This is a genomic window from Flavobacterium hibernum (assembly GCF_000832125.1).
Taxonomy (GTDB): domain Bacteria; phylum Bacteroidota; class Bacteroidia; order Flavobacteriales; family Flavobacteriaceae; genus Flavobacterium; species Flavobacterium hibernum.
In genome coordinates, this window is sequence record NZ_JPRK01000009.1 from 22580 (window position 1) to 44111 (window position 21532).

13 protein-coding genes are annotated in these 21532 nt (G+C 33.1%); 2 read left to right on the plus strand and 11 right to left on the minus strand.

All coding sequences use genetic code 11. The features are described from left to right. Window positions 1-72: 72 nt before the first annotated feature. The 10 genes from bglX to corA all read right to left on the minus strand — a co-directional run bounded on the left by bglX (window position 73) and on the right by corA (window position 17179). Complete coding sequence (gene bglX / locus IW18_RS11360; protein WP_041518076.1) at window positions 73-2373, minus strand: beta-glucosidase BglX; 2301 nt, start codon at window positions 2371-2373, stop codon at window positions 73-75. A gap of 10 nt (window positions 2374-2383) precedes the next feature. Beyond that, window positions 2384-3097: a carboxylesterase family protein gene (locus IW18_RS11365; RefSeq protein ID WP_041517804.1), complete on the minus strand. Its 714-nt coding sequence runs from the start codon at window positions 3095-3097 to the stop codon at window positions 2384-2386. Between the two features lies 1 nt (window position 3098). Then, entirely contained in the window at window positions 3099-4466 is a 1368-nt protein-coding gene (locus IW18_RS11370) for a glucoamylase family protein (RefSeq protein ID WP_041518078.1), read from the minus strand. A gap of 70 nt (window positions 4467-4536) precedes the next feature. Then, window positions 4537-6012, minus strand: coding sequence for a RagB/SusD family nutrient uptake outer membrane protein (locus tag IW18_RS11375; protein ID WP_052480143.1), 1476 nt, complete (start codon window positions 6010-6012; stop codon window positions 4537-4539). A gap of 4 nt (window positions 6013-6016) precedes the next feature. Further along, entirely contained in the window at window positions 6017-9049 is a 3033-nt protein-coding gene (locus tag IW18_RS11380; RefSeq protein ID WP_041517808.1) for a SusC/RagA family TonB-linked outer membrane protein, read from the minus strand. 244 nt (window positions 9050-9293) lie between these two features. Continuing rightward, on the minus strand, window positions 9294-12038 hold the full coding sequence (locus tag IW18_RS11385; RefSeq protein ID WP_041518079.1) for a helix-turn-helix and ligand-binding sensor domain-containing protein: 2745 nt from the start codon (window positions 12036-12038) through the stop codon (window positions 9294-9296). 99 nt (window positions 12039-12137) lie between these two features. Then, window positions 12138-12560, minus strand: a complete 423-nt coding sequence (locus IW18_RS11390) for a DUF3995 domain-containing protein (protein WP_041517809.1) — start codon at window positions 12558-12560, stop codon at window positions 12138-12140. A gap of 29 nt (window positions 12561-12589) precedes the next feature. Then, a complete protein-coding gene (locus IW18_RS11395; protein ID WP_041517810.1) occupies window positions 12590-13774 on the minus strand; it encodes an acetate/propionate family kinase in 1185 nt (394 codons plus the stop codon). A 177-nt stretch (window positions 13775-13951) separates the two neighbouring features. Then, window positions 13952-16045 carry a phosphate acetyltransferase gene (pta, locus tag IW18_RS11400; protein ID WP_041517812.1) on the minus strand — a complete coding sequence of 698 codons (2094 nt, stop codon included), beginning with the start codon at window positions 16043-16045 and terminating at the stop codon, window positions 13952-13954. Between the two features lie 63 nt (window positions 16046-16108). Continuing rightward, window positions 16109-17179 (minus strand): magnesium/cobalt transporter CorA, encoded by a 1071-nt coding sequence (gene corA / locus IW18_RS11405; protein WP_041517814.1) that lies wholly within the window; start codon window positions 17177-17179, stop codon window positions 16109-16111. Between the two features lie 214 nt (window positions 17180-17393). Between corA and IW18_RS22685 the strand changes: the two genes are divergently transcribed. Further along, complete coding sequence (locus IW18_RS22685) at window positions 17394-17996, plus strand: carboxypeptidase-like regulatory domain-containing protein (RefSeq protein ID WP_160113228.1); 603 nt, start codon at window positions 17394-17396, stop codon at window positions 17994-17996. 71 nt (window positions 17997-18067) lie between these two features. Here the strand turns inward: IW18_RS22685 and dnaK are convergent, their stop codons facing one another. Then, entirely contained in the window at window positions 18068-19951 is a 1884-nt protein-coding gene (gene dnaK, locus IW18_RS11415; RefSeq protein ID WP_041517816.1) for a molecular chaperone DnaK, read from the minus strand. A 281-nt stretch (window positions 19952-20232) separates the two neighbouring features. On the opposite strand from dnaK, the gene IW18_RS11420 reads away from it, so the two are divergent. Further along, window positions 20233-21507 (plus strand): Na+/H+ antiporter, encoded by a 1275-nt coding sequence (locus IW18_RS11420; RefSeq protein ID WP_041517818.1) that lies wholly within the window; start codon window positions 20233-20235, stop codon window positions 21505-21507. Window positions 21508-21532: the final 25 nt, after the last annotated feature.

Genomic DNA, 21532 nt, shown 5'->3' on the forward strand with positions numbered 1-21532 from the left:
AACAGAAGTTTTAAAGCTAAAAAAAGCCCTCCGAACTAACTACGAAGGGCCAATCAATAATAAATAAACCAACTATTTAGTTAACTCAAAACTAACTTTCTTATCTGCATTTGAATTTCCTCCAACGAAAACATCAAACTGCCCAGGTTCTGCTACAAATTGTAAATCAGAATTATAAAATTTTAGATCTTCAACTGTGATATCAAAAGTCACGGTTTGTTTCTCTCCTTTTTTAAGTGTAATTTTTTGAAAATTTTTCAATTCTCTAACTGGTCTTGTTACTGAACCAACTAAATCTCTAATGTACAATTGAACAGTTTCTTTTCCGTCATAGTTTCCTGTATTTGCAACGTCTACTGTTACTTTTAGTTTTCCTGCAGGATTCATTTTATCAGATGAAATTTTCACGTTTGAATACTCAAATGATGCATAACTTAATCCGTAACCAAATGGGAATAATGGTTCGTTTCTTTCGTCGATATAATTAGATCTGAATTTTTCGAATTTACCTTCTGTGTTAGAAAGTGGTCTTCCTGTATTTTTGTGTGCGTAATAAATTGGCAATTGTCCAACGCTTCTTGGGAATGTTGATGTTAGTTTTCCTGAAGGGTTAACATCTCCAAATAATACATCAGCAATAGCGTAACCTGCTTCTGAACCTGCGAACCATACATTTAAAATTGCCGGAACTGTTTCGTTTTCTTCTTTTATTACTAACGGACGACCATCAAATAAAACTAAAACTACTGGTTTTCCTGTTTTTAATAATGCATTTAATAAATCTTTTTGTGCTTGTGGAATTTCTAAATTAGTACGGCTACTAGATTCTCCACTCATTTCTGCAGATTCTCCAAGTGCAGCAACAATTACATCAGATTGATTAGCAACTTTTAAAGCTTCTGCTAATAATTCTTCTTTAGAACGACCGTCACGGTTTAATGTTTTTCCAAACATTGTAGCATTAGTTTCAAAAGTTTCGTCGTAATCTAAATTACTTCCTTTTGCATATAAAACTTTTGTAGATTTTCCTGCTACTTCTTTGATTCCTGCTAATAATGAAATAGCATTTTCCATTTTTGTAGCTACACTCCAAGTTCCTGGCATGTTTTCTTTAGCATCTGCCAATGGCCCGATTAAAGCAATTGTTCCAGATTTTTTAAGAGGTAATACTTGGTTTTGATTTTTTAATAAAACCAAAGATTGTGCAGATATTGATCGTGCTTCTTTTCTGCTGCTTGCTGTAAAGATTTCTGTTTTTGCTCTGTTAACATCGCAATATTTGTACGGATCCTGGAACAATCCTAAATCGTATTTTGCTTCAAGAATAAGTTTAACAGCGTTGTCGATTGTTGCCATTGTAACTTTTTTCTCGTCTAAAGATTTTTTCAAAGTTGTTAAGAAACCTTCTCCAACCATATCCATTTCTACACCTGCATTTAAAGACTGAGCAGATACTGCTTGTAAGTCTCCCATACCGTGCTCGATCATTTCAGGAATTCCAGTAAAATCTGTTACTACAAAACCTTTAAAACCCCATTGTTTTCTTAAAACATCAGTCATTAACCATTTGTTTCCTGTTGCAGGAATTCCGTCAACTTCGTTAAAAGAAGCCATAACTGAACCTACACCGGCATCAACTGCTGCTTTGTAAGGAGGGAAATAATCGTTGAACATTCTGATATGACTCATGTCAACTGTATTGTAATCACGACCACCTTCTGGCGCACCATATAAAGCGAAGTGTTTTACACATGCCATGATCGAATTATTTTTTGAAAGATCGTGTTGTTGGTAACCGTTTACCATTGCAGTTGCAATACGGCTTCCTAAGTAAGGATCTTCTCCTGAACCTTCAGAAACTCTTCCCCAACGTGGGTCACGAGAAACATCTACCATTGGCGAGAATGTCCAGTTGATACCATCTGCACTCGCTTCTTGTGCTGCAATTTGCGCACTTCTTTCGATTAAGCCCATATCCCAAGTACAAGATAATCCTAGCGGAATTGGGAATGTTGTTTCGTAACCGTGAATTACATCCATACCAAAAATCAACGGAATTTTCAATCGACTTTCTTCGACTGCAATTCTTTGTACTTCTTTAATTTTTTGAACAGATTTTATATTGAATAATCCTCCAACTTTACCTTCAGCAATTTTTTTAGCCACGTCAGAACTGTTTGCTTGTCCTGTTGTAATATCTCCAGAAGTTGGTAAATTAAGCTGACCTAATTTTTCGTCTAATGTCATTTTTGACAATAGTTCAGCTACAAACTCTGACCTTGGTTTAATTTTTACTGTATTTTTAGTGTTCTTTTTTTGAGCGTAACCCAAAACAGCACAGCCTAAAAATAGTAAGACTAATTTGTTTTTCATTCTAATATATTTATTTGTTTGTATTCGTTTTAATCTGTTTAAACATCCAGTCATAAATTTCAGGATTGTCATAAACTCTTGTCCAGCTGTCGTGACCTGCATCATCAAAAATGGTCAGTTGCACGTCTGGAGCATTGCACTTTTTTAACTCTTTGTAAATGCTTATAGCATAATCTACTTTTACTACATCATCTAATAATCCGTGAAAGATTCGAGTTGGAATATTTGCAATTTTACAGGCACTTTCTAACTCAATTAGATCGACAAAACCTGAAATTGGCACTATTGCAGCGAATTTATCTGGATATGATAGCGCTAAATTCCATGCTGCCCAACCGCCAGAACTTAGACCTGTAACATATATTCTGTTGACATCTATTTTGTTCTCTTTCTGAATTTTTAAAATCAACTCGTTAATGGACTCAATATTCCAATTTTCATCTTCTTTACATTGAGGTGCCAAAACGTAAGCGTCTAATTCATGCGTTTTTAAATATTTTAAAGGGCCGTGAATTTTTACTTTTTCAAGGTCGGTTCCCTTTTCTCCGTCACCGGAAATAAAAACTATTAATGGCTTTTTCTCTTTTAGATTGGCCGGGCGATGTAATACGTAACCCAATTCGTTTTTTACAACTACTACTGTTTTTATTGTTCCTGTAATTTCGGTTTGTGCAAAACCTAATACTGAAAACAATACCATTATAGATGCTAGTTTCAGCTTCATTTTAGATTCCGTATTTTCCAGATTTGAAACCCAGTTTTCCTAAACCTTGTTTTACTTCTGGAGCATTCATAAACAATTTCCATAATAAACCTGTACGATAGTTTTCGATCATAACTACTTCTGGCCCTTGATCAATCGCTAAATAGCGTTTTGCAACCCAGTTATTTGGTAAGCTTAAAGCATCATAAAAACCTGCTTCGCCCCATGTTTCTTTATTATGGTTGTCATATAAATTTCTAATTAAAGCCATTGATTCTTTTGGAGTATACACGATAGAACTAATTGCCGCTGTTGGAGAAACTACACCTTGATCGTTACTTGGCATGTGCGCATTGTATCCTATTGATCCATCAGGATTTCTAGAATAAGAGGCTGTTAATCCCCAATAATCTGCGCTATATCCTTTTTTAGGATTTTGTACACAATACTCATAATTGATTTTGGTCTGATTTACATTTAAATCCCAATAATTGGCGTATTTATCTGTTAATTGATTTGGATCAAGTCCTACATAAGAATAGTGTGCCCAGAATAATGGTCCACCAAATTCTTCTGCTCCGTTGTGTTTTAAAATAAGTGGAATATTGTATTTTGTTTTAGCCGAAACTATTCCGCCACTTCTCGCCCATCCTTCATGATAAACTTTTGGGTCTATTGTATGTGTTGGTGACGATGCTGCCAAAACGTATGTAATTAAACATTCATTATACCCTTCTAACGGGAAATTCATTTGCCACGCATATGAAGGTGACCAATGCCAATACAATACATTTTTATTGTTGGTATACCATTGCCAGTCTACTCCTTTCCAAAGTGCGTCATATTTTTGAGCTACAGCTTTTTCATTTTCAGAACCATCTTTAAGATATTCACGAACTGTAATCATTCCCGCAACCAAAAATGAAGTTTCGACTAAGTCTCCACCATTATCCTTGGTTCCAAAAGGCTTTACTTTTCCTGTATTTCCATCGATCCAGTGCGACCATGCTCCGTGAAAACGATCTGCTTTGCCTAAAAAATCGGCGATTTTGTTTAGTCTTTCAACTCCTTCTTTTTTGGTAATATATCCTTGAGAAATTCCAGAAACTATTGCCATTAATCCAAAACCTGAACCTCCTGTTGTAACAATGTTAGCATCATTTTCTGGGTAATTTCCATCTGGATGATAACGTTCTCTGGCTAATCCTGAATTTGGTTCAGCATAATCCCAGAAGTATTTAAAGGTTTGTTTTTGAACTGTAGCTAAAAGTTGTTCATCTGTTAATTTTACAGCAACTGCATTTTCTACTTCATTTTTTTTTGATTTATCTGCATTTGATCCGCAACCAAAAAATGTAAAAACTAATAATAAAACTGAAATTCTAACCATTATAAAAAATTTTAAGCAATTATTAAAAATCACTCCTTTCATGCGAAAGGAGTGATTTTAGTATTATAAATTAATATCCAGGGTTTTGTTGAGACATACCGTTGGCTTGTATTATGAATGTTGCCGGAATTGGGAACAATTCATTTTTACCTTCTGTAAAGGTTCTTCCGTTAGGGAAAAATTCACTTTTATCAGCTGCAAAAGCGGCTTTGGCTTGACCTGTTCTAACTAAATCAAAGAATCTGTCAAATTCGAAAGCTAATTCTACTCTTCTTTCTTTCCAGATTGCAGTTCTTACAGCAGCCTGAGAAGTTGCAGGAGTATCTCCTAAACCAGCTCTGTGTCTGATTTCATTTAATAATGGAATAGCATTTGAAGTTTGTCCTAATTCGTTAAGAGCTTCTGCTTTCATTAATTTTACTTCTCCGTATCTTAAATATTTGATGTTTGCATCAGTTTCCCATGCATCAGTAAATGATGAAGAATAAGCTTTGAAGTTATACATTGGGTTTTCTACTGTTGCAGGAACTACTCTACCATCGTATAAAGTTGTGTTTCTGAAAATAATAGTAGCATCTTTTCTAACATCACCAGCTTCATAAGCGTTAAGTAAACTTAGTGATGGAGTATTGAATCCCCATCCCCATCCACCAGCACCACGAGCACCTTGAACGTTAGAGTATCCTTGAATTCCTTTAGTTGGTACGGCACCATGTCCGTTAATTTCGAACATAGATTCAATATCATTTTCACCTTCTAATCTAAACATTTTAGCATAGCTTGGGTTTAATGAATATCCTGTAATCAAATTACAGTTGTCAACTACTTGTTGCCATTTCTTTTGGTACAAACTTACTTTAGCTAATAAAGCATAAGCAGCACCTTTTGAAGCTCTCTCTTTTTCATCAGCTGAATAAGCTGATTTTAATGGTAAAACAGCAATTGCATCTGCTAAATCTTTCTCGATAAAAGCATATACTTCAGCAACTGGTTTACGAGTAAGCAACATTTTTTTATCTTCCTCAGAAGTTGGATTTTGCAAACGATCTACAATTGGAACTCCTCCGTAACATTTTACTAAAGTAAAATACATGAAAGCTCTTAAAAATTTAGCTTCTCCCATTAATCTTTCTCTTAAAGCTGGATCAGCTTTATCTAATTTTGGGATAATGGCTAAAGCCTGATTACATCTGTTGATACCATCGTATTGTGCAATAAAAGTACTTTCTGCAGATGGGTTTGATGAGTTATAGCTTAATGCATCTAAAACGTCTTTATCTGTACCTCCATCTCCAGGTGATGAACCTTTATCAGCATCATCAGAAGTAATACTTGCTAAACCAATCCAACCAAATGAACTCATGTCCCAATCAAGAAACTTAGCATAAATTGAAGTTACAAATGTTTTTGCTCCATTGTCAGTATTATACAATTCAACATCTGTAGTTGGTATTGCTTGTGTTGGATTAACATCTAAAAAGTCTTCCTGACAAGCGGTAAAAAACAATGCCGACAAAGCAAACATTGATATATATATCTTTTTCATAATATTAAAATTTTAAATTAGCACCAACAACGAAAGATCTTAAAGTAGGATAAGCATCAAGCTCAATTCCTTGAGTTCCGTAAGGATTACCATCACCATTTAACTCAGGAGAAAATCCAGAGAATTTTTGAGTAATAAATGGGTTAATTGCATTTACATAGATTCTACAGTAGTTAATAAAACTTGTTTCGTTTAAAGGAAGTTTGTATCCTACAGTAATGTTATTGATTCTAAAGAAATCTCCCGATTCTAAATAGTATGTAGATGCGTAAGGCACTTCATTAAATGGTTTAGGATTTGCAGCATTAGCATTACCAGGAGTCCAGAAATTGTTTGTTAAAGATGCCTCAACATTCTCACCAGAGAAACGTTGTGCTTTTTTACCGTTATAAACTTTAGCTCCACCTGTTCCATATCCGTCTACAGAGAAATCAATGTTTTTGTAGTTTAATCCTAAGGTTACACCATAATTAGTTTTTGGTAAAATTGAACCAACATACTTTTTATCTTTAGTAGCATCTAAAGCAGTTTGAACTACTTTTTCTCCAGCAGCATTGTAATACAACATTTTACCACTTGCAGCGTCTATTCCAGCATACTCGTATAAATAAAAACTACCTAATGGTTGCCCTACAGAAGTTTTGTTAAGCATTTTAGTATCTTGACCATTTCCTAAGTTACCTCCAATTACTGGCGAAATATCAAAATCTTTTAAAGCAGATAATTTATTTGTGTTTTGAGAAAAGTTTCCACCAACCCAGTAACTTAAATTATCAGAAATTTTATCATCCCAACGTAAAGAAAGCTCGTAACCTTTGTTTGATACTTCACCAACGTGTGCAGGAGTTGCAATTGTCAATCCTGAAGACATATAAGGTTTTGTATTTAAAATTACGTTACTTGTATTTTTGTCATAATAATCAACCGATCCTTTTAATCTGCTGTTTAATAACTCGAAATCAAGACCAACAGAAGTTTGTTCTGTAGTTTCCCATGATAAACTTGGGTCAATTTGTGAGTTAATTGTTGTACCAGGATATAAAATTGAACCTCCTAAGTATCCATCTAATCCTGAAGCATATGCTTGACTGTTTAAAGGCACGTTTTGGTTACCTAATTTACCCCAGCTACCTCTTAATTTGATTAAATCAACACCTTTAATATCAGATAAGAAACTTTCTTTTGTCATAATCCATCCAAGACCTACAGATGGGAAAGTTCCCCAACGGTAATCTTTAGCAAAATTTGAAGATCCATCACGTCTAAGAGTTCCAGTTACTAAATATCTGTCCATTAATTTGTATTGGAAACGACCAAAATAAGATGCTAATCTGCTTTCGTTATATGTTACATCATATACACTTGTAATATCACCTACATATTCTACTCCATGTGAGTCTTTTGCATTATATAAAGACCAGTAGTTAGAATTTGTACTAACATTTTTTCTTGCAATAGTTAACGTTTCTCTTGGTCCTTTTACAGAAGCCTCCATACCGGCAGTTAATTCAAGATCATGAATACCACCAAAAACTTTATTGTAAGTAAAATAGTTCGATAAGTTCCAGTTAAAATACTGCTCTCTACCTCTAGTCAATAAATTTACAGGATCTGCTTTATGAGAATCTACATAATCAGCAGCTGTTGTGTTTGGATTTGCAGCCATCCAGATACCTTGTTTATCCTCATAATTGTATTGTTTCCAAGAATAGTATTCTCCATTAAATTGAGAAGTAAACTTTAATCCTTTAATGATTTCGTAGTCTAATTTTAAACCACCTTGTAATGTTATACTTCTTTGTTGCTCATTATAAAAATCTAATTGAGCTACCGGGTTACCAACATTATTAAATGCTGATCCAATTTGATTTGCAACACCAGCTGCATTAACACGTGGTACACCATATTGTCCGTCAGAAAAACGTACCGGAACTAAAGGAGATTGTTTGTAAGCATTTGTAAAAGCTGATAATGGCTTTGGAGCTGAATTAGCCGATGTAAAACTTAAATTTTGAGTTAAAGTAACTTTTTTAGAAATTTTAAATTCGTTGTTGTTTCTAAAAGTTGTACGACCATAATTTAAGCCATTTAGGATAGCTTGCTCTTCGTAGTTTCCAACACTGAAAAAATATTTAATATTTTCTGAAGCTCCAGAAATAGAAATATTGTTTTGAGTGTATGAACCTGTTCTTGTAATTTCGTCAAGCCAATTTGTATTAATTGGTTGATTTGCAGCAAATGTATTTGTACCCAAAGCTGCATTTGTATATGCTGCATATTGGTTTGAATCTGCCATTTTAACCTTTTTTAGAGGAGTTCTAAAACCGGCAAAACTTTCGATTTCTACAGATACTTTATCACCTTTACCTTTTTTAGTAGTAATAATGATAACTCCGTTAGCAGCTCTTGTACCGTAAATTGCTAAAGATGAAGCATCTTTAAGAATCTCATACGAAGTAATATCATTTGTATTGATATTATTGATATTCTCCGTTGGCATTCCGTCAACAATATACAGAGGAGATCTTCCTCCTAATGCTGTACCTAAACCTCTAATAACAACAGAAGGTGTGCTTCCTGGTAAATCAGATGAAATCACTTGAACACCAGCCGCTTTACCCTGAATTGCCTGTGATGCGTTCAGTACTTTTGTTTTTGTAATTTCTTCAGCTTTAATAGAAGTAATTGCTGAAGTATTATCAATTTTCTTTCTTGTTCCGTATCCAATTACTACAACATCTTTTAAAACAGTATCACCTGCTTCTTTTAATGTAATTGTCATTGGTGCGGTTGTCGCTGTTACAGAAACAGCTTCAAAACCCAACATTGAGACTTTTAAAGTCTCACCCTCTTTGGCGTTAATAGTAAAATTTCCGTCAAAATCAGCATCAGCAGAAGCTTTAGAATTTGCAGCAGAAATAATTGCTCCAGGAATTCCCATTCCACTACTGTCTACTATTTTTCCTTTAATTGCTTGTCCAGACATGTAAGCCGGCAATAGCAAAAGCGCTAAAAAGCTAAAAATAAAATTTTTCATACAGTTTGTAATCGTTTAAGTTAGTAGAGCCAAATTAAACAATTACAACGTTGTAGTACATCAAATAGCACTACAACATAGCTACATCATTATGTTAAAATACTATCGCAAACTATTGGTTTACAACAACCTAAATGTTAATTTTATTTCATTAACATAACGTTATGATGTAGTAATGATGTATTAGAATTATATAAAAAAAGAAGTGTAAAAATATAATATCTTTAAAAATCTAATACCAATCTTACAGACTTAATAAAAATTTTGAGAGATTTTCTTCTTGAGAGAGGTTAAGTTTCTTTCTTAAGCGATATCTATGTAATTCTACACCCCTAAATGAGATGTTCATCATAGGAGCAATTTCCTTCGATGAAAGATTCATTTTAAGATAAACACACAGTTTTACATCTTTTGGAGTTAGATGTGGGAACTTTTTAGAAAGATTAATAATAAACTCGTTGTGAATTTGATTTAGATTCGTTTCAAAAATCTCCCATTCATGTTTATTCACTTCGTTTATTTTAATTGCTTTTCTAATTTCGCTTTTTAGCTTATTAAAATCTTTTTCAGAATCTAAAATACTTTGAATATTATCGATCATCTCGCTTTGCTTTGCAATCGAAAGAGATTTACCCGCAACTTCAGATGATTTTGTTTGTAATTCTAATTCTAGAATATGTTTTTCATATTCTTGCGAGTTTAGTTCGTTTTCTGCTTTTAATTCCATTTCAAGAATCTCACGCTGATGTTTTAATTCTTCGGCTTGTAGTTTTAATTTTTGTGTATAGCGAAACTTATTCCATTTATAATAGAAAAATAACACTGCTCCTATTATCAATAGATATAGTAAAATCATCCAAAACGAGAAATACCAAGGTTCTGAAACTTTAAATTCAAAATCTGAAACTTTCTCATAACTAGCACCATCATGCTTGTAGACTACTACAGAATGATAACCGCTACTTAAGTTGTTTAATATTATTTGACCATTTGAAATCTGCGTATACTCTTTACTTTTATCAAGCTTATAAAACAAATTCGGTCTACTAGCTCCATAAATTCCAGATATTACATTTACTTTTAACTCAGTATTATATTTAATTTTAGTATCGTTAAGAACCAAATTTCCTTCATTAAAAGCCTCTATTCTAGCATTCGAATTTTGTTTGTTCTCATACTTTCGTTGAAGCGAAATAAATCCATCGTCTAGATTTAATAAATAGTGATTATCAGTTTTAAAAATTCTTAAATTATCATTGATTAATGTTCCTTTATAATATTTCTCCTGAATGATGTTCCATATAAACTTATTTCCCTTGGCATAAATATGATATAAAATTCCGTCTTGAAGCACCACAAAATGATCTTCATCTATAGAAACAACATCGGTTATGTTTTTAAAATTTGAATTAAACAATTCATTTTCAACAAGCGTATTTGTGATCGAATTGTAGGTATACCACAAATTATTGATTAGAAAGAGGATTTCATTTCTGAATTCGAAAATCTTAACTCCAAAATCGTTTTTAATTTTACTTTGCTGCGTAATATTCTCGACTTTTTTGGTTTTATAATTATCATCGTATACTACACGATATAATCCGCGATAATTATCTGCTGCCCAAATTTCATTCTTTTTATTCTGAGCAACATATTTAATTGGTTTAGAAAGATCACCAATAATTTTGTTTTGAGTTAATTTCGTAATATCATCATAAACTAATACTCCACTATAAGTCGATTGAAAATAGGTGTTATTGATGATACTCTTAGACAGATTCCATCCTCCGCTTATATTATTGATTTTAGTTAGTGCTCCATTTTCATAACAAAATGTTCCATCATTATGACCAATAATATATTTAGTACCAATTTTACTAATATTCCACGCTTGTCCCTGAGTATTTGGCAACATATTAAACTTACCCGAAACGAACTCAAAAATACCGTGATTTGAAGCTATTAAATACCCTTTATCAATAGCTGCAACAGAATAAACGGAACCTAGAATACCGGAATTATCGTAAAAAAAAGATATTGGAGAATTTATCTCTACATGCGTAATACCGTTGTCTAATCCTAACCACAAATCATTTTCTTTGTCAAAACCAATACTTAGAACCGAGTTATTCATTAACACATTGTTCCTGTCAATGTTTTTATAAGTATCAGTTGTAAAATCATAAATAAAAACGCCTTTATTTCCTGTACCAATTACCAGTTTATGATCCTTAGTAAATTTAGCAACGTTAATAGTAGCAGCTTTAAGGATTTCATTTAATGGATTATTCCAAGCCCTTAAACCCTCTTTTTCGACAATAAAAATCCCTCTCTTCTGACTGAAAATGTAATTCTTGCCTTCGTATTTTTCAATGGCATGAACAACAGTCTTTTTTAGAACATTCCAGCCTTTTGGGTTTGCAATTCTTGAACCTGACATTTTAAAAAGCCCTTTCTCAACCGAAGCAACATAAACATTATTGTCGACAACGAAACAATAGGAGATTAAAAACGGAAATTTAATTTTTTGAATGTGTTTTCCATTATAAATAAAAACATCATTAAAGGATTGAAAATATATAGATCCGTTAAACTTGAATATTTTCCAAATTTCTTCATTGTCTTTTTCATCAAACAAACGTAGATTTTTGGTTATCGACACATAATGCATCTTTCCCTCTTTTCTGTACCAATATCCAAATTCTTTATAAGAGCCGCTATAAATCTTATCGCCTTCGATCATAATCGATCGAATAATAGTTTTATTTGGCAATGCATATTTTTCCCACATGACACCATCATATCTCAACAAATAGTGATTATTGGCAAAATACATGGCATCATCTTTTCCCTGAACGACATTCCAAATTTGATTGTCGCCCTGGTAATCTGATTTATTATAATTTTCTACGAAAGGAAGTAATTCTTGTGCTTGTATTTGAGAAGCAATGAAAAAGAAGAAAAGTGCTTTTAAAAGTATCGATTTCAAAATATTCGGATTTATAGTCAAAGATACAGACAAATATTTAAAAACATAAAAAAGCTCCTCGATTGAGGAGCTTTTTTATAGATCTATAGAACTTAATTTTTAATTACAAAACACAACCAATAATGTCAATACTCCAATTAGCAAACATAAAGGAGAATAATATTTGGTATCCTTTAAAGCAAATTCCGAGTTTCTGTGTTTTTTAAAAAACCCAACATAGTTAAAATCTCCAATAGCTCTTAGGATAAATATAAAAATTATGATCCAAAATCCGTATTTATCAAACCATTCAGGCAAACTTATCCCTATAAATCCATATTTTATTAAATAAGAAAGACCAAAACACATTAAACCAATAGCAACAATAAGGGTCGAAATTACTCTTGGAATAAAAAGCGGTTCTCCATAACTATTTGTTGGCACAACTGCTCGACTTGCCCATTTACCTCCAAAAGCCCAATAAAAATGAATTACTGAAAGTGCTGCAAAAACCAAAAATAATACTAATGCTATAATGATCATTTGAAGTAATTTAAGGGATAAAAAATCAATTAATTCTCCAGCAATTGATATACTTGATTGGCAATTTCATACTCTTCATCTGTTGGTACAACCAAAACTTTTGCTCTTGAATTTGAGGCATTAATTTCTCTAATTTCTTTTGATCGAATTTGATTTTTTTCCTGATCTAACTCAATTCCAAAAAAGTCCATATCCGTACAAACCAGGTTGCGTATATATGATGAATTTTCGCCAATTCCTGCTGTAAAAACAATCGCATCCAAACCATTTAAGGCAGCAGAATATGAACCAATATATTTTTTAATTCTGTAAGCATTCATTATTAGAGCCAATTGACAATCTTTGTTTCCTTTTTCGGCTTCTGATTCAATGTCGCGTAAATCACTATAACCTGTAAGTCCTAACATTCCGCTTTGTTTCAATAAAATTGAATTTACTTCATCTGCCGAATATCCAAGATTCTTAATCATATAAAAAATCACCGATTGATCGATATCTCCCGCACGCGTTCCCATTATTAAGCCATTTGCCGGCGAAAAACCCATTGTGGTATCAATACATTTTCCGTCCTTAATAGCTGCCATACTGCAACCATTTCCTAAGTGAATTGTAATTATTTTAGAACTTTTTTCTAAATAATCAATCGCTTTTTCAGATACATATTTGTGGCTTGTTCCATGAAAACCATAAACACGAACTTTATTTTCTGTTAATAGATAATTTGGAATTGCATATTTATAAGCTTCAACAGGAATTGTTTGATGAAAAGCGGTATCAAAAACAGCAACTTGCTTTGCGCCTGAGAAAATTTCCTCAGCAACATTTATTCCAACTAAATGCGCAGGATTGTGTAATGGAGCTAACTCTGCAAGCTCTTTTATTTTTTCTTTAACTTCAGTTGTAATAACTGTAGTATTCGAAAAATAACTTCCGCCATGCACCACACGATGACCAACTGCGGTAATTTCTGAAGTCGATTTAATTACTCCTTTTTCAGGATCTAAAAGTAATTCGGCAACTTTTTGTAAACCTACTTTATGGGTTGGAATTGGTAATGCTTCTTCGATTGAATTTGAAGAAGTTTTAAACGTTACATTTGAAGTTTCAAGACCAATTCTATCAATCATACCAGTACAAATTACTTCGTTTGTTGGCATAACCATTAATTGATATTTAATTGATGAACTTCCTGAATTTATAATTAATATTTTCATGTTATTTTGTTTTTGCCACGAAGGCGCTAAGTCGCTAATTTTTTAAGTTTCTTTTGCTGTAATTTTTGACGCTGATAAAACGGATTCACTATCGCGAAGACACGGATAAAAACGGATTTTTTAAAGTATAAATCATAACGCAAAACTCATAATTTATAATTCACAATTTATAATTATCTAAAGTCCCTGCGCTTGTATCGCTGTAATTACTACGGTATTGATAATATCATCGACTGTACAACCACGGCTTAAATCGTTTACAGGCTTGTTTAAACCTTGCAACATTGGGCCAATGGCTAATGCTCCTGTTTCTCTTTGTACGGCTTTGTACGTATTATTTCCGGTATTTAGATCCGGAAAAATAAGTACGCTCGCTTGTCCTGCCACTTCAGAATCTGGCATTTTACTTTTCCCTACAGCACGGTCAACTGCGGCATCATACTGAATTGGACCTTCTATTTTTAATTCAGGTCGTTTTTTCTTTACAATTTCGGTTGCAGCTCTTACTTTATCAACTTCATCTCCTTTTCCTGAAGCTCCCGAAGAATAAGAAAGCATTGCAATTTTTGGTTCGATTCCGAAAGCTGAACTTGATTCTGCCGATGAAATGGCGATTTCTGCCAATTGTTCTGCTGTTGGATTTGGATTAATAGCACAATCGCCAAAAACAGAAACTCTATCCTCTAAACACATAAAAAATACCGATGAAACTACAGATGAGTTTGGTTTTGTTTTAATGAATTGTAATGCAGGCAAAATAGTATGTTGTGTGGTATGTGCAGCACCAGAAACCATTCCGTCAGCGTGGCCTTTGTATACCATCATGGTTCCAAAATACGAAACATCTTCCATTAAATCTCGCGCCATTGTAATGGTTACATTTTTGGCCTTTCGAAGTTCGTAATACGTATTTGCGTAATCCTCATAGTTTTTAGATTCTTTAGGATTAATGATATCTACTTTCGAAAAATCGAATGTAATTCCTAATTCCGTAATCTTACTTTCGATTTGTTTTTTATCTCCAATTATCGAAATATCAACTACATCCATAGCTAACAGTCTTGATGCGGCAATAATAATTCTCTCATCATTTCCTTCTGGCAAAACTATGTGTTTACGATGTTGTTTGGCTCTTTTCACCATATTGTATTGAAACATTTTTGGTGTCATTCCTTCGGCCTCAAAAGTGATTAATCGCTCTGATAAATCATCTACAACAACATATTTTTCAAAAGTACTAATCGAGGTTTCAATTTTGTGTGTATTGTTGGCGTAAATTTCTGACTTGATGGAACCTATTTTATTTGTAATCGTATAAGTTCCGCCATCTACAGCAATTATAGGCACAACAGGAGAAAGTCCTTCTATGAGCTTTAAAATGCTTTCCTCAGGAACAATATTTCCAGTTAAAATTATTCCAGAAATCGTTGGATAATTTGCAGATTCATTGGCTTGTAAAGCTCCTAAAATAATATCTGATCGATCACCTGGTGTAATTACCAATGCATTGTCGTGTAAGTGAACTAAGTAATTATGAAGTTGCATTGCACCTACACTAAAATGCCCTATTTCGTTGTTTAAATGAGCATTTCCAAACAACACTTTTGCATCCAGTTGGTTGACAATTTCCTGCATGGTTGGATTATTCAAACTTGAAATTAACGGTATTGTATTAACCAGAACGTTGGCTGGTAAACTTTTTTGTAATCCTTGTGTAACTAAGTCTATGTTCTCCAGCTGAACTTTATTGGCAACAACAGATAAAACTTCAACTTCTTTAACTTTAAACGAATCGTAAACCAAATAAAGACTATCAACCAATTCTTCTAAAGTTTTCCCAACTCCAGAACCTATAATAATCGTTGGAATTCCAAGATTTTTGGCAATTAAAACATTCAAATCTAATTCGATAGAAGTTCCTTCGCCTGTAAAGCTTGTTCCCTCGACCAAAACAAAATCAAAACGTTCTTCGAGTTTTTTATATTTCTCGATAATTAAGTCCAGAACCTCTCCTATTTTTCCTTTATTCTTTTTCTTGATTAATTTGCTTTTTGTAATGGCAAATGCATCTTCAAACTTAATATCAAGATTGAAATAGGAAAGAACTGTTTCAATATGATTATCTAATTCTCCATCAACAAAATCCTCCACTATAGGTCTAAAATAACCAACTTTAGCCGTTTTACCAATCAAAATACTCATCAAACCGAGCGTAATTATCGATTTTCCACTATTGTGATCGCTTGTAGCTATATATACTGCTTTACTCATAATTTCTGTTTTGAATCTAAACAAATGTACTGTAACTCGTAATTTTTAATATCGAAAGAAACGTTAAAACCAACGTCGTTTTTTAAAATAAATAATCAATGCAATAACCAAGAAAAACATGGCAATCATGACGCTATGATACCCATATTTATATCGAAGTTCCGGCATGTTTTCAAAATTCATTCCGTAAACCCCAACAATGAAAGTAAGTGGTATAAATATGGCCGATATAATGGTCAAAGTTTTCATAATTTCATTCATTTTTCGGCTTTGTTCCGAAAAATAAAAGTTAGATGCGCTTTCTAATGAACTCATATCTGAATCAATTTGTTCTAAAAGTTCCAAACTTTTTTGATGTAATCTTATAAAAAAACTAAAAGTCTCTTTTTGAATTCCATTATAAGTATCATCGTCTTTAATGGTTTTTAAATAATATAAGGAATCACGCAATGGAATTATTGAACGTTTTAAAAAATTAAAATTATCGCGGTGATTTTCAATCTTTTCTAAAATAACAGGATCTGCTCCTTTTTTAGTCAAATTAATCAATTCTTCTATTTTATCTTCTTCATCTTCTATCGTTATATAAAAGTTTTCCATTACGGCATCTAATAACAAATAGAGTAAATAATCTACTTTTTTAGTTCTTACGATTCCCGCGTGTGTACGCAGACGTTCGCGAATGTGGGTAAAAAAATCGCTTCTCTTTTCTTGAAACGAAATCAATATCCCATCTTTTAAAATAAAACTAATTTGCTCTACACTAATATTATCTGAGTATTCAGAAGGTAAAAGCGATTTTATATTAAAAAATAAAACATCTCGCTGTTCTTCCAGCTTTGTTCTTTTGGTTGTATTTAAAATATCGGCCAACAAAAAATCATCCAACTTAAAATGCGCTCCAATCGTTTTAAGCAAATTAATATCATTTAAGCCATGAATATTCAGCCAGTTATTTTTAGTATAATCAATGCAAGTATTTAGAGCCAAAACATTAAACTTATCATATTCAATAACATCTGCGTCATCATATACAAAAAGCTGCATCTCTGTTTCGTGCTCTTTATGCGAACCTGTATACTCTAAAGTTATATGTTGAAGCTTTCGCCCTTTCTTGTATTTTATCTTTCTCATTCAAAAATATTTACAATAGTAATATTACGAAAAAGAATCTGAATGGGAAATGACAATTATCATTTTGGCAGGAATCTATTGTCGCGGAATTTAAAATAATCATTACTTTTATATGCAGCAATTTGTTTTAGAATACATTTAGACCACATAAAATAAAATGACGAACAAAATAAAAATCTCAATTCCAGAACCTTGTCACGAAAACTGGCATGAAATGTCTCCAACAGAAAAAGGTAAGTTTTGTAGCAGCTGTCAAAAAAATGTAATTGATTTTACAAAATCTTCAGATAGGGAAATTATTTTAGCCTTTAAAAAAGAGGAAAAACTGTGTGGCCGATTTAGAATATCGCAATTAGATCGTGAAATGATTATTCCTAAAGAAAAAAAATCAATATGGATAGTTGCAGCGGCTTCACTGATTGCGTTTCTTGGTTTAGGAAATCAAACCGCAAAAGCACAAGGTAAAATAAAAATAGAGCAAACAGAAAATAAGCAAATTAACGATTCTAAATCAAGTAATAAAAAATTAAAAATATATACAGGAATTGTTTACGATGAGCAAAATTTTCCTTTACCTAGCGTAAATGTGAACAATAAAAGAAAGAATAGCACAACATATACTAATTTTGATGGGACTTTTTCTATAATGGCTAAAAAAGGAGATGTACTTACATTCACATTTTTAGATTACGATCAAGTTAAATTTAAAGTTATGGATGAAACCAATATTCAAATTATTCTCAAATCTAACGACAATTCTAATATTACAGATGTAGTCGTGGGCTATCCTAGTATTATAAAGCCTGCCAAGAAATAAAATTAGCCAGTAATAAGCATAAAAAAACCGAGTCATTTCTGACTCGGTTTTTCATTATTGTGAAAGAAGAATTATTTTACTTCTTCGAATTCAACGTCTTCAACATTGTCACCTTGCGATTGCTCTTGTTGTGGAGCTGCTTGTTGACCTTGTTCACCTTGAGCATACATAGCTTCTGTAGCTGTTTTCCAAGCTGCATTGATGTTGTCAAGAGCAGTTTGAATAGCTGGAATGTCTTGAGATTGGTGAGCCATTCTCAATTCAGTTAAAGCGTACTCAACAGCAACTTTGTGATCGTCAGCTAATTTGCTTCCTAGCTCTTTCAATTGACTTTCTGTTTGGAAAATCATGCTGTCAGCTTCGTTTAATTTCTCAGCTCTTTCTTTTGCTATTTTGTCAGCGTCAGCGTTAGCTTCAGCATCTTTTTTCATTTTTTCGATTTCTTCAGCTGTTAAACCAGAAGAAGCTTCGATACGGATATCGTGAGATTTTCCAGTTCCTTTGTCAGTTGCAGAAACTTTGATGATACCATTAGCATCGATATCAAAAGTAACCTCGATTTGAGGAACTCCTCTTGGTGCTGGTGGAATACCATCTAAGTGGAAACGACCGATAGTTTTGTTATCAGCAGCCATCGCTCTTTCTCCTTGCAATACGTGAATTTCAACAGATGGTTGAGAATCAGCAGCAGTAGAGAATACTTGCGATTTTTTAGTTGGGATAGTTGTGTTAGACTCAATTAATTTAGTCAATACACCACCCATAGTTTCGATACCTAAAGATAAAGGTGTAACGTCAAGTAACAATACATCTTTTACATCTCCAGATAAAACTCCACCTTGAATAGCTGCTCCAATTGCAACAACTTCATCAGGGTTAACACCTTTAGATGCTTTTTTACCAAAGAATTTTTCAACTTCGTCAGCGATTCTTGGCATACGAGTAGAACCTCCAACAAGAATAACTTCGTCAATATCAGATGTAGATAAACCTGCATCTTTTAATGCTTTAGCAACTGGCTCCATAGAACGTTTAACTAATGAATCAGTTAATTGCTCAAATTTAGCTCTAGATAATTTTTTAACTAAGTGTTTAGGTCCTGAAGCCGTAGCTGTAACGTATGGCAAGTTGATTTCAGTTTCTGAAGAAGAAGACAATTCAATTTTTGCTTTCTCTGCAGCTTCTTTCAAACGTTGCAATGACATTGGATCTAAACGTAAATCAATACCTTCTTCAGCTAAAAATTCATTAGCTAACCAGTCAATAATTTCGTGGTCAAAATCATCTCCACCTAAGTGAGTATCACCGTTTGTAGACAATACTTCAAATACACCGTCTCCTAATTCAAGAACAGAGATATCAAAAGTACCTCCACCTAAATCGTAAACAGCAATTTTTTGATCTGTTCCTTTTTTATCTAATCCATAAGCTAAAGCTGCTGCTGTAGGCTCATTGATGATACGCATAACTTTAAGACCTGCAATTTCTCCAGCTTCTTTAGTAGCTTGACGTTGTGCATCGTTAAAGTAAGCAGGAACAGTAATAACTGCTTCAGTTACAGTTTGACCTAAATAGTCTTCAGCAGTTTTTTTCATTTTTTGAAGAGTCATTGCTGACAATTCTTGAGCAGTATATAAACGTCCATCAATATCCACACGTGGAGTATTGTTGTCACCTTTTACTACTTTGTATGAAACTCTTTTTGCTTCGTTAGTAGTCTCAGCAAAAGTGTGTCCCATAAAACGTTTAATAGAAGCAATCGTTTTTGTAGGATTCGTTACTGCTTGTCTTTTTGCAGGATCACCTACTTTAATTTCGCCACCTTCAACAAAAGCGATGATAGATGGAGTTGTTCTTTTTCCTTCTGCGTTAGGAATAACAACTGCTTCGTTACCTTCCATTACAGAAACACAAGAGTTCGTCGTACCTAAGTCAATTCCGATTATTTTACCCATTTTTTATATATTTAATTTTGATATACTAATTTAATAACTCAGGTGGCATAAGTCAATCTTTATGCCAATATAAAAAACCAAATAAAATTGTCAGTTTTACTGTCGAGACATTTAAAACTATCTGACAACATGACATTTTTAAAACCTGACATTCGTGGCATATCAACACTTTAGCTGTCACTTTTAAGGACTATGTCTTATTATCTGACTCAAAAATGAATCGCCTAAACTTTTACTTAAATACTAAATTACTTACATTAGCTTTTTTTTAAATTATAAAAATGGAGAATTACAGCATCATTATATTTATACTCGCCATTGTCATAGGATTATCTGCCTTTGCTGACAAAGCAAAACTCCCATACCCTATTCTACTTGTCATTGCCGGAATTGCTATTGGATTTATTCCAACAATGACCGAAATCGAAATTAATCCCGAAATAATTTTTCTGTTATTTCTGCCTCCATTATTATATGACGCTTCCTTTAATATTTCGCCAAAAGAGTTCAAAACCAATATCAATACAATTGGTACACTAGCCGTAACTTTAGTTTTCCTTACTACTTTTTGGATTGCCGTTGTGGCTCATTATATGATACCTAATATATCATGGCCACTTGCCTTTGTGCTTGGTGCAATTCTTTCTGCTACAGATGCTGTTGCTGCCGTAAGTATCACCAAAGGACTGGGCATTTCTAAAAAAACCATTACCATTCTCGAAGGAGAAAGTTTAATAAACGATGCCTCAGCACTAGTTGCTTATCGATTTGCTGTTGCCGCCGTAATGGGATCTGCATTTATAATTTGGCAAGCAACACTACAATTTATTCTATTATTAGGAGGAGGTTTTCTAGTAGGTTTTGTAATGTCCAAAATTCTTGCTTTTATCTTAAAAAGAGTGCAGAAAAACCCAAATGTTACTATTAGCTTTATGCTCTTAATGCCTTTTGTAACTTATTTAATTGCCGAACATTTACATGTTTCAGGCGTAATTGCGGTCGTTGTTTCCGGATTGGCTATTGCTCGTTTTAGTAAAAAATTATTTCCCGAAAGCTTAAAAAACAATTCCAGAGGCCTATGGGATATCATTACCTTTTTACTAAACGGATTAATCTTTATCCTGATTGGACTCAATTTTAGATATGTATTAAAAGATATCGATGATAACATGTTATTACCATACATTGGATATGCTTTTATCATTACCATTGTAGCTTTATTAATTAGAATGGTGAGAATATTTCTTCAGAAAATCAACCTTCAAAAATCATTTAAAAACAATAAAAGAAAAAGAAAAATTAGCGAAGATGCACTTTTAGATTTCAATAACAGTATAATCTTGAGTTGGTCAGGAATGCGTGGTATTGTCTCTCTTGCCATTGCCATGGGATTACCAAGATTTCTGGAAGATGGCAGTCCGTTTCCGGAAAGAAACGCTATTATATTCATTTCTGTCGCCGTTGTACTTTTTACCCTTATTGGTCAAGGACTTACATTGCCATGGATTGTTAAAAAATTAAACACTAGAAAAGAAGAAAATACATCTACAGTCTAAATAAACAATTACTTACGAGAAATTT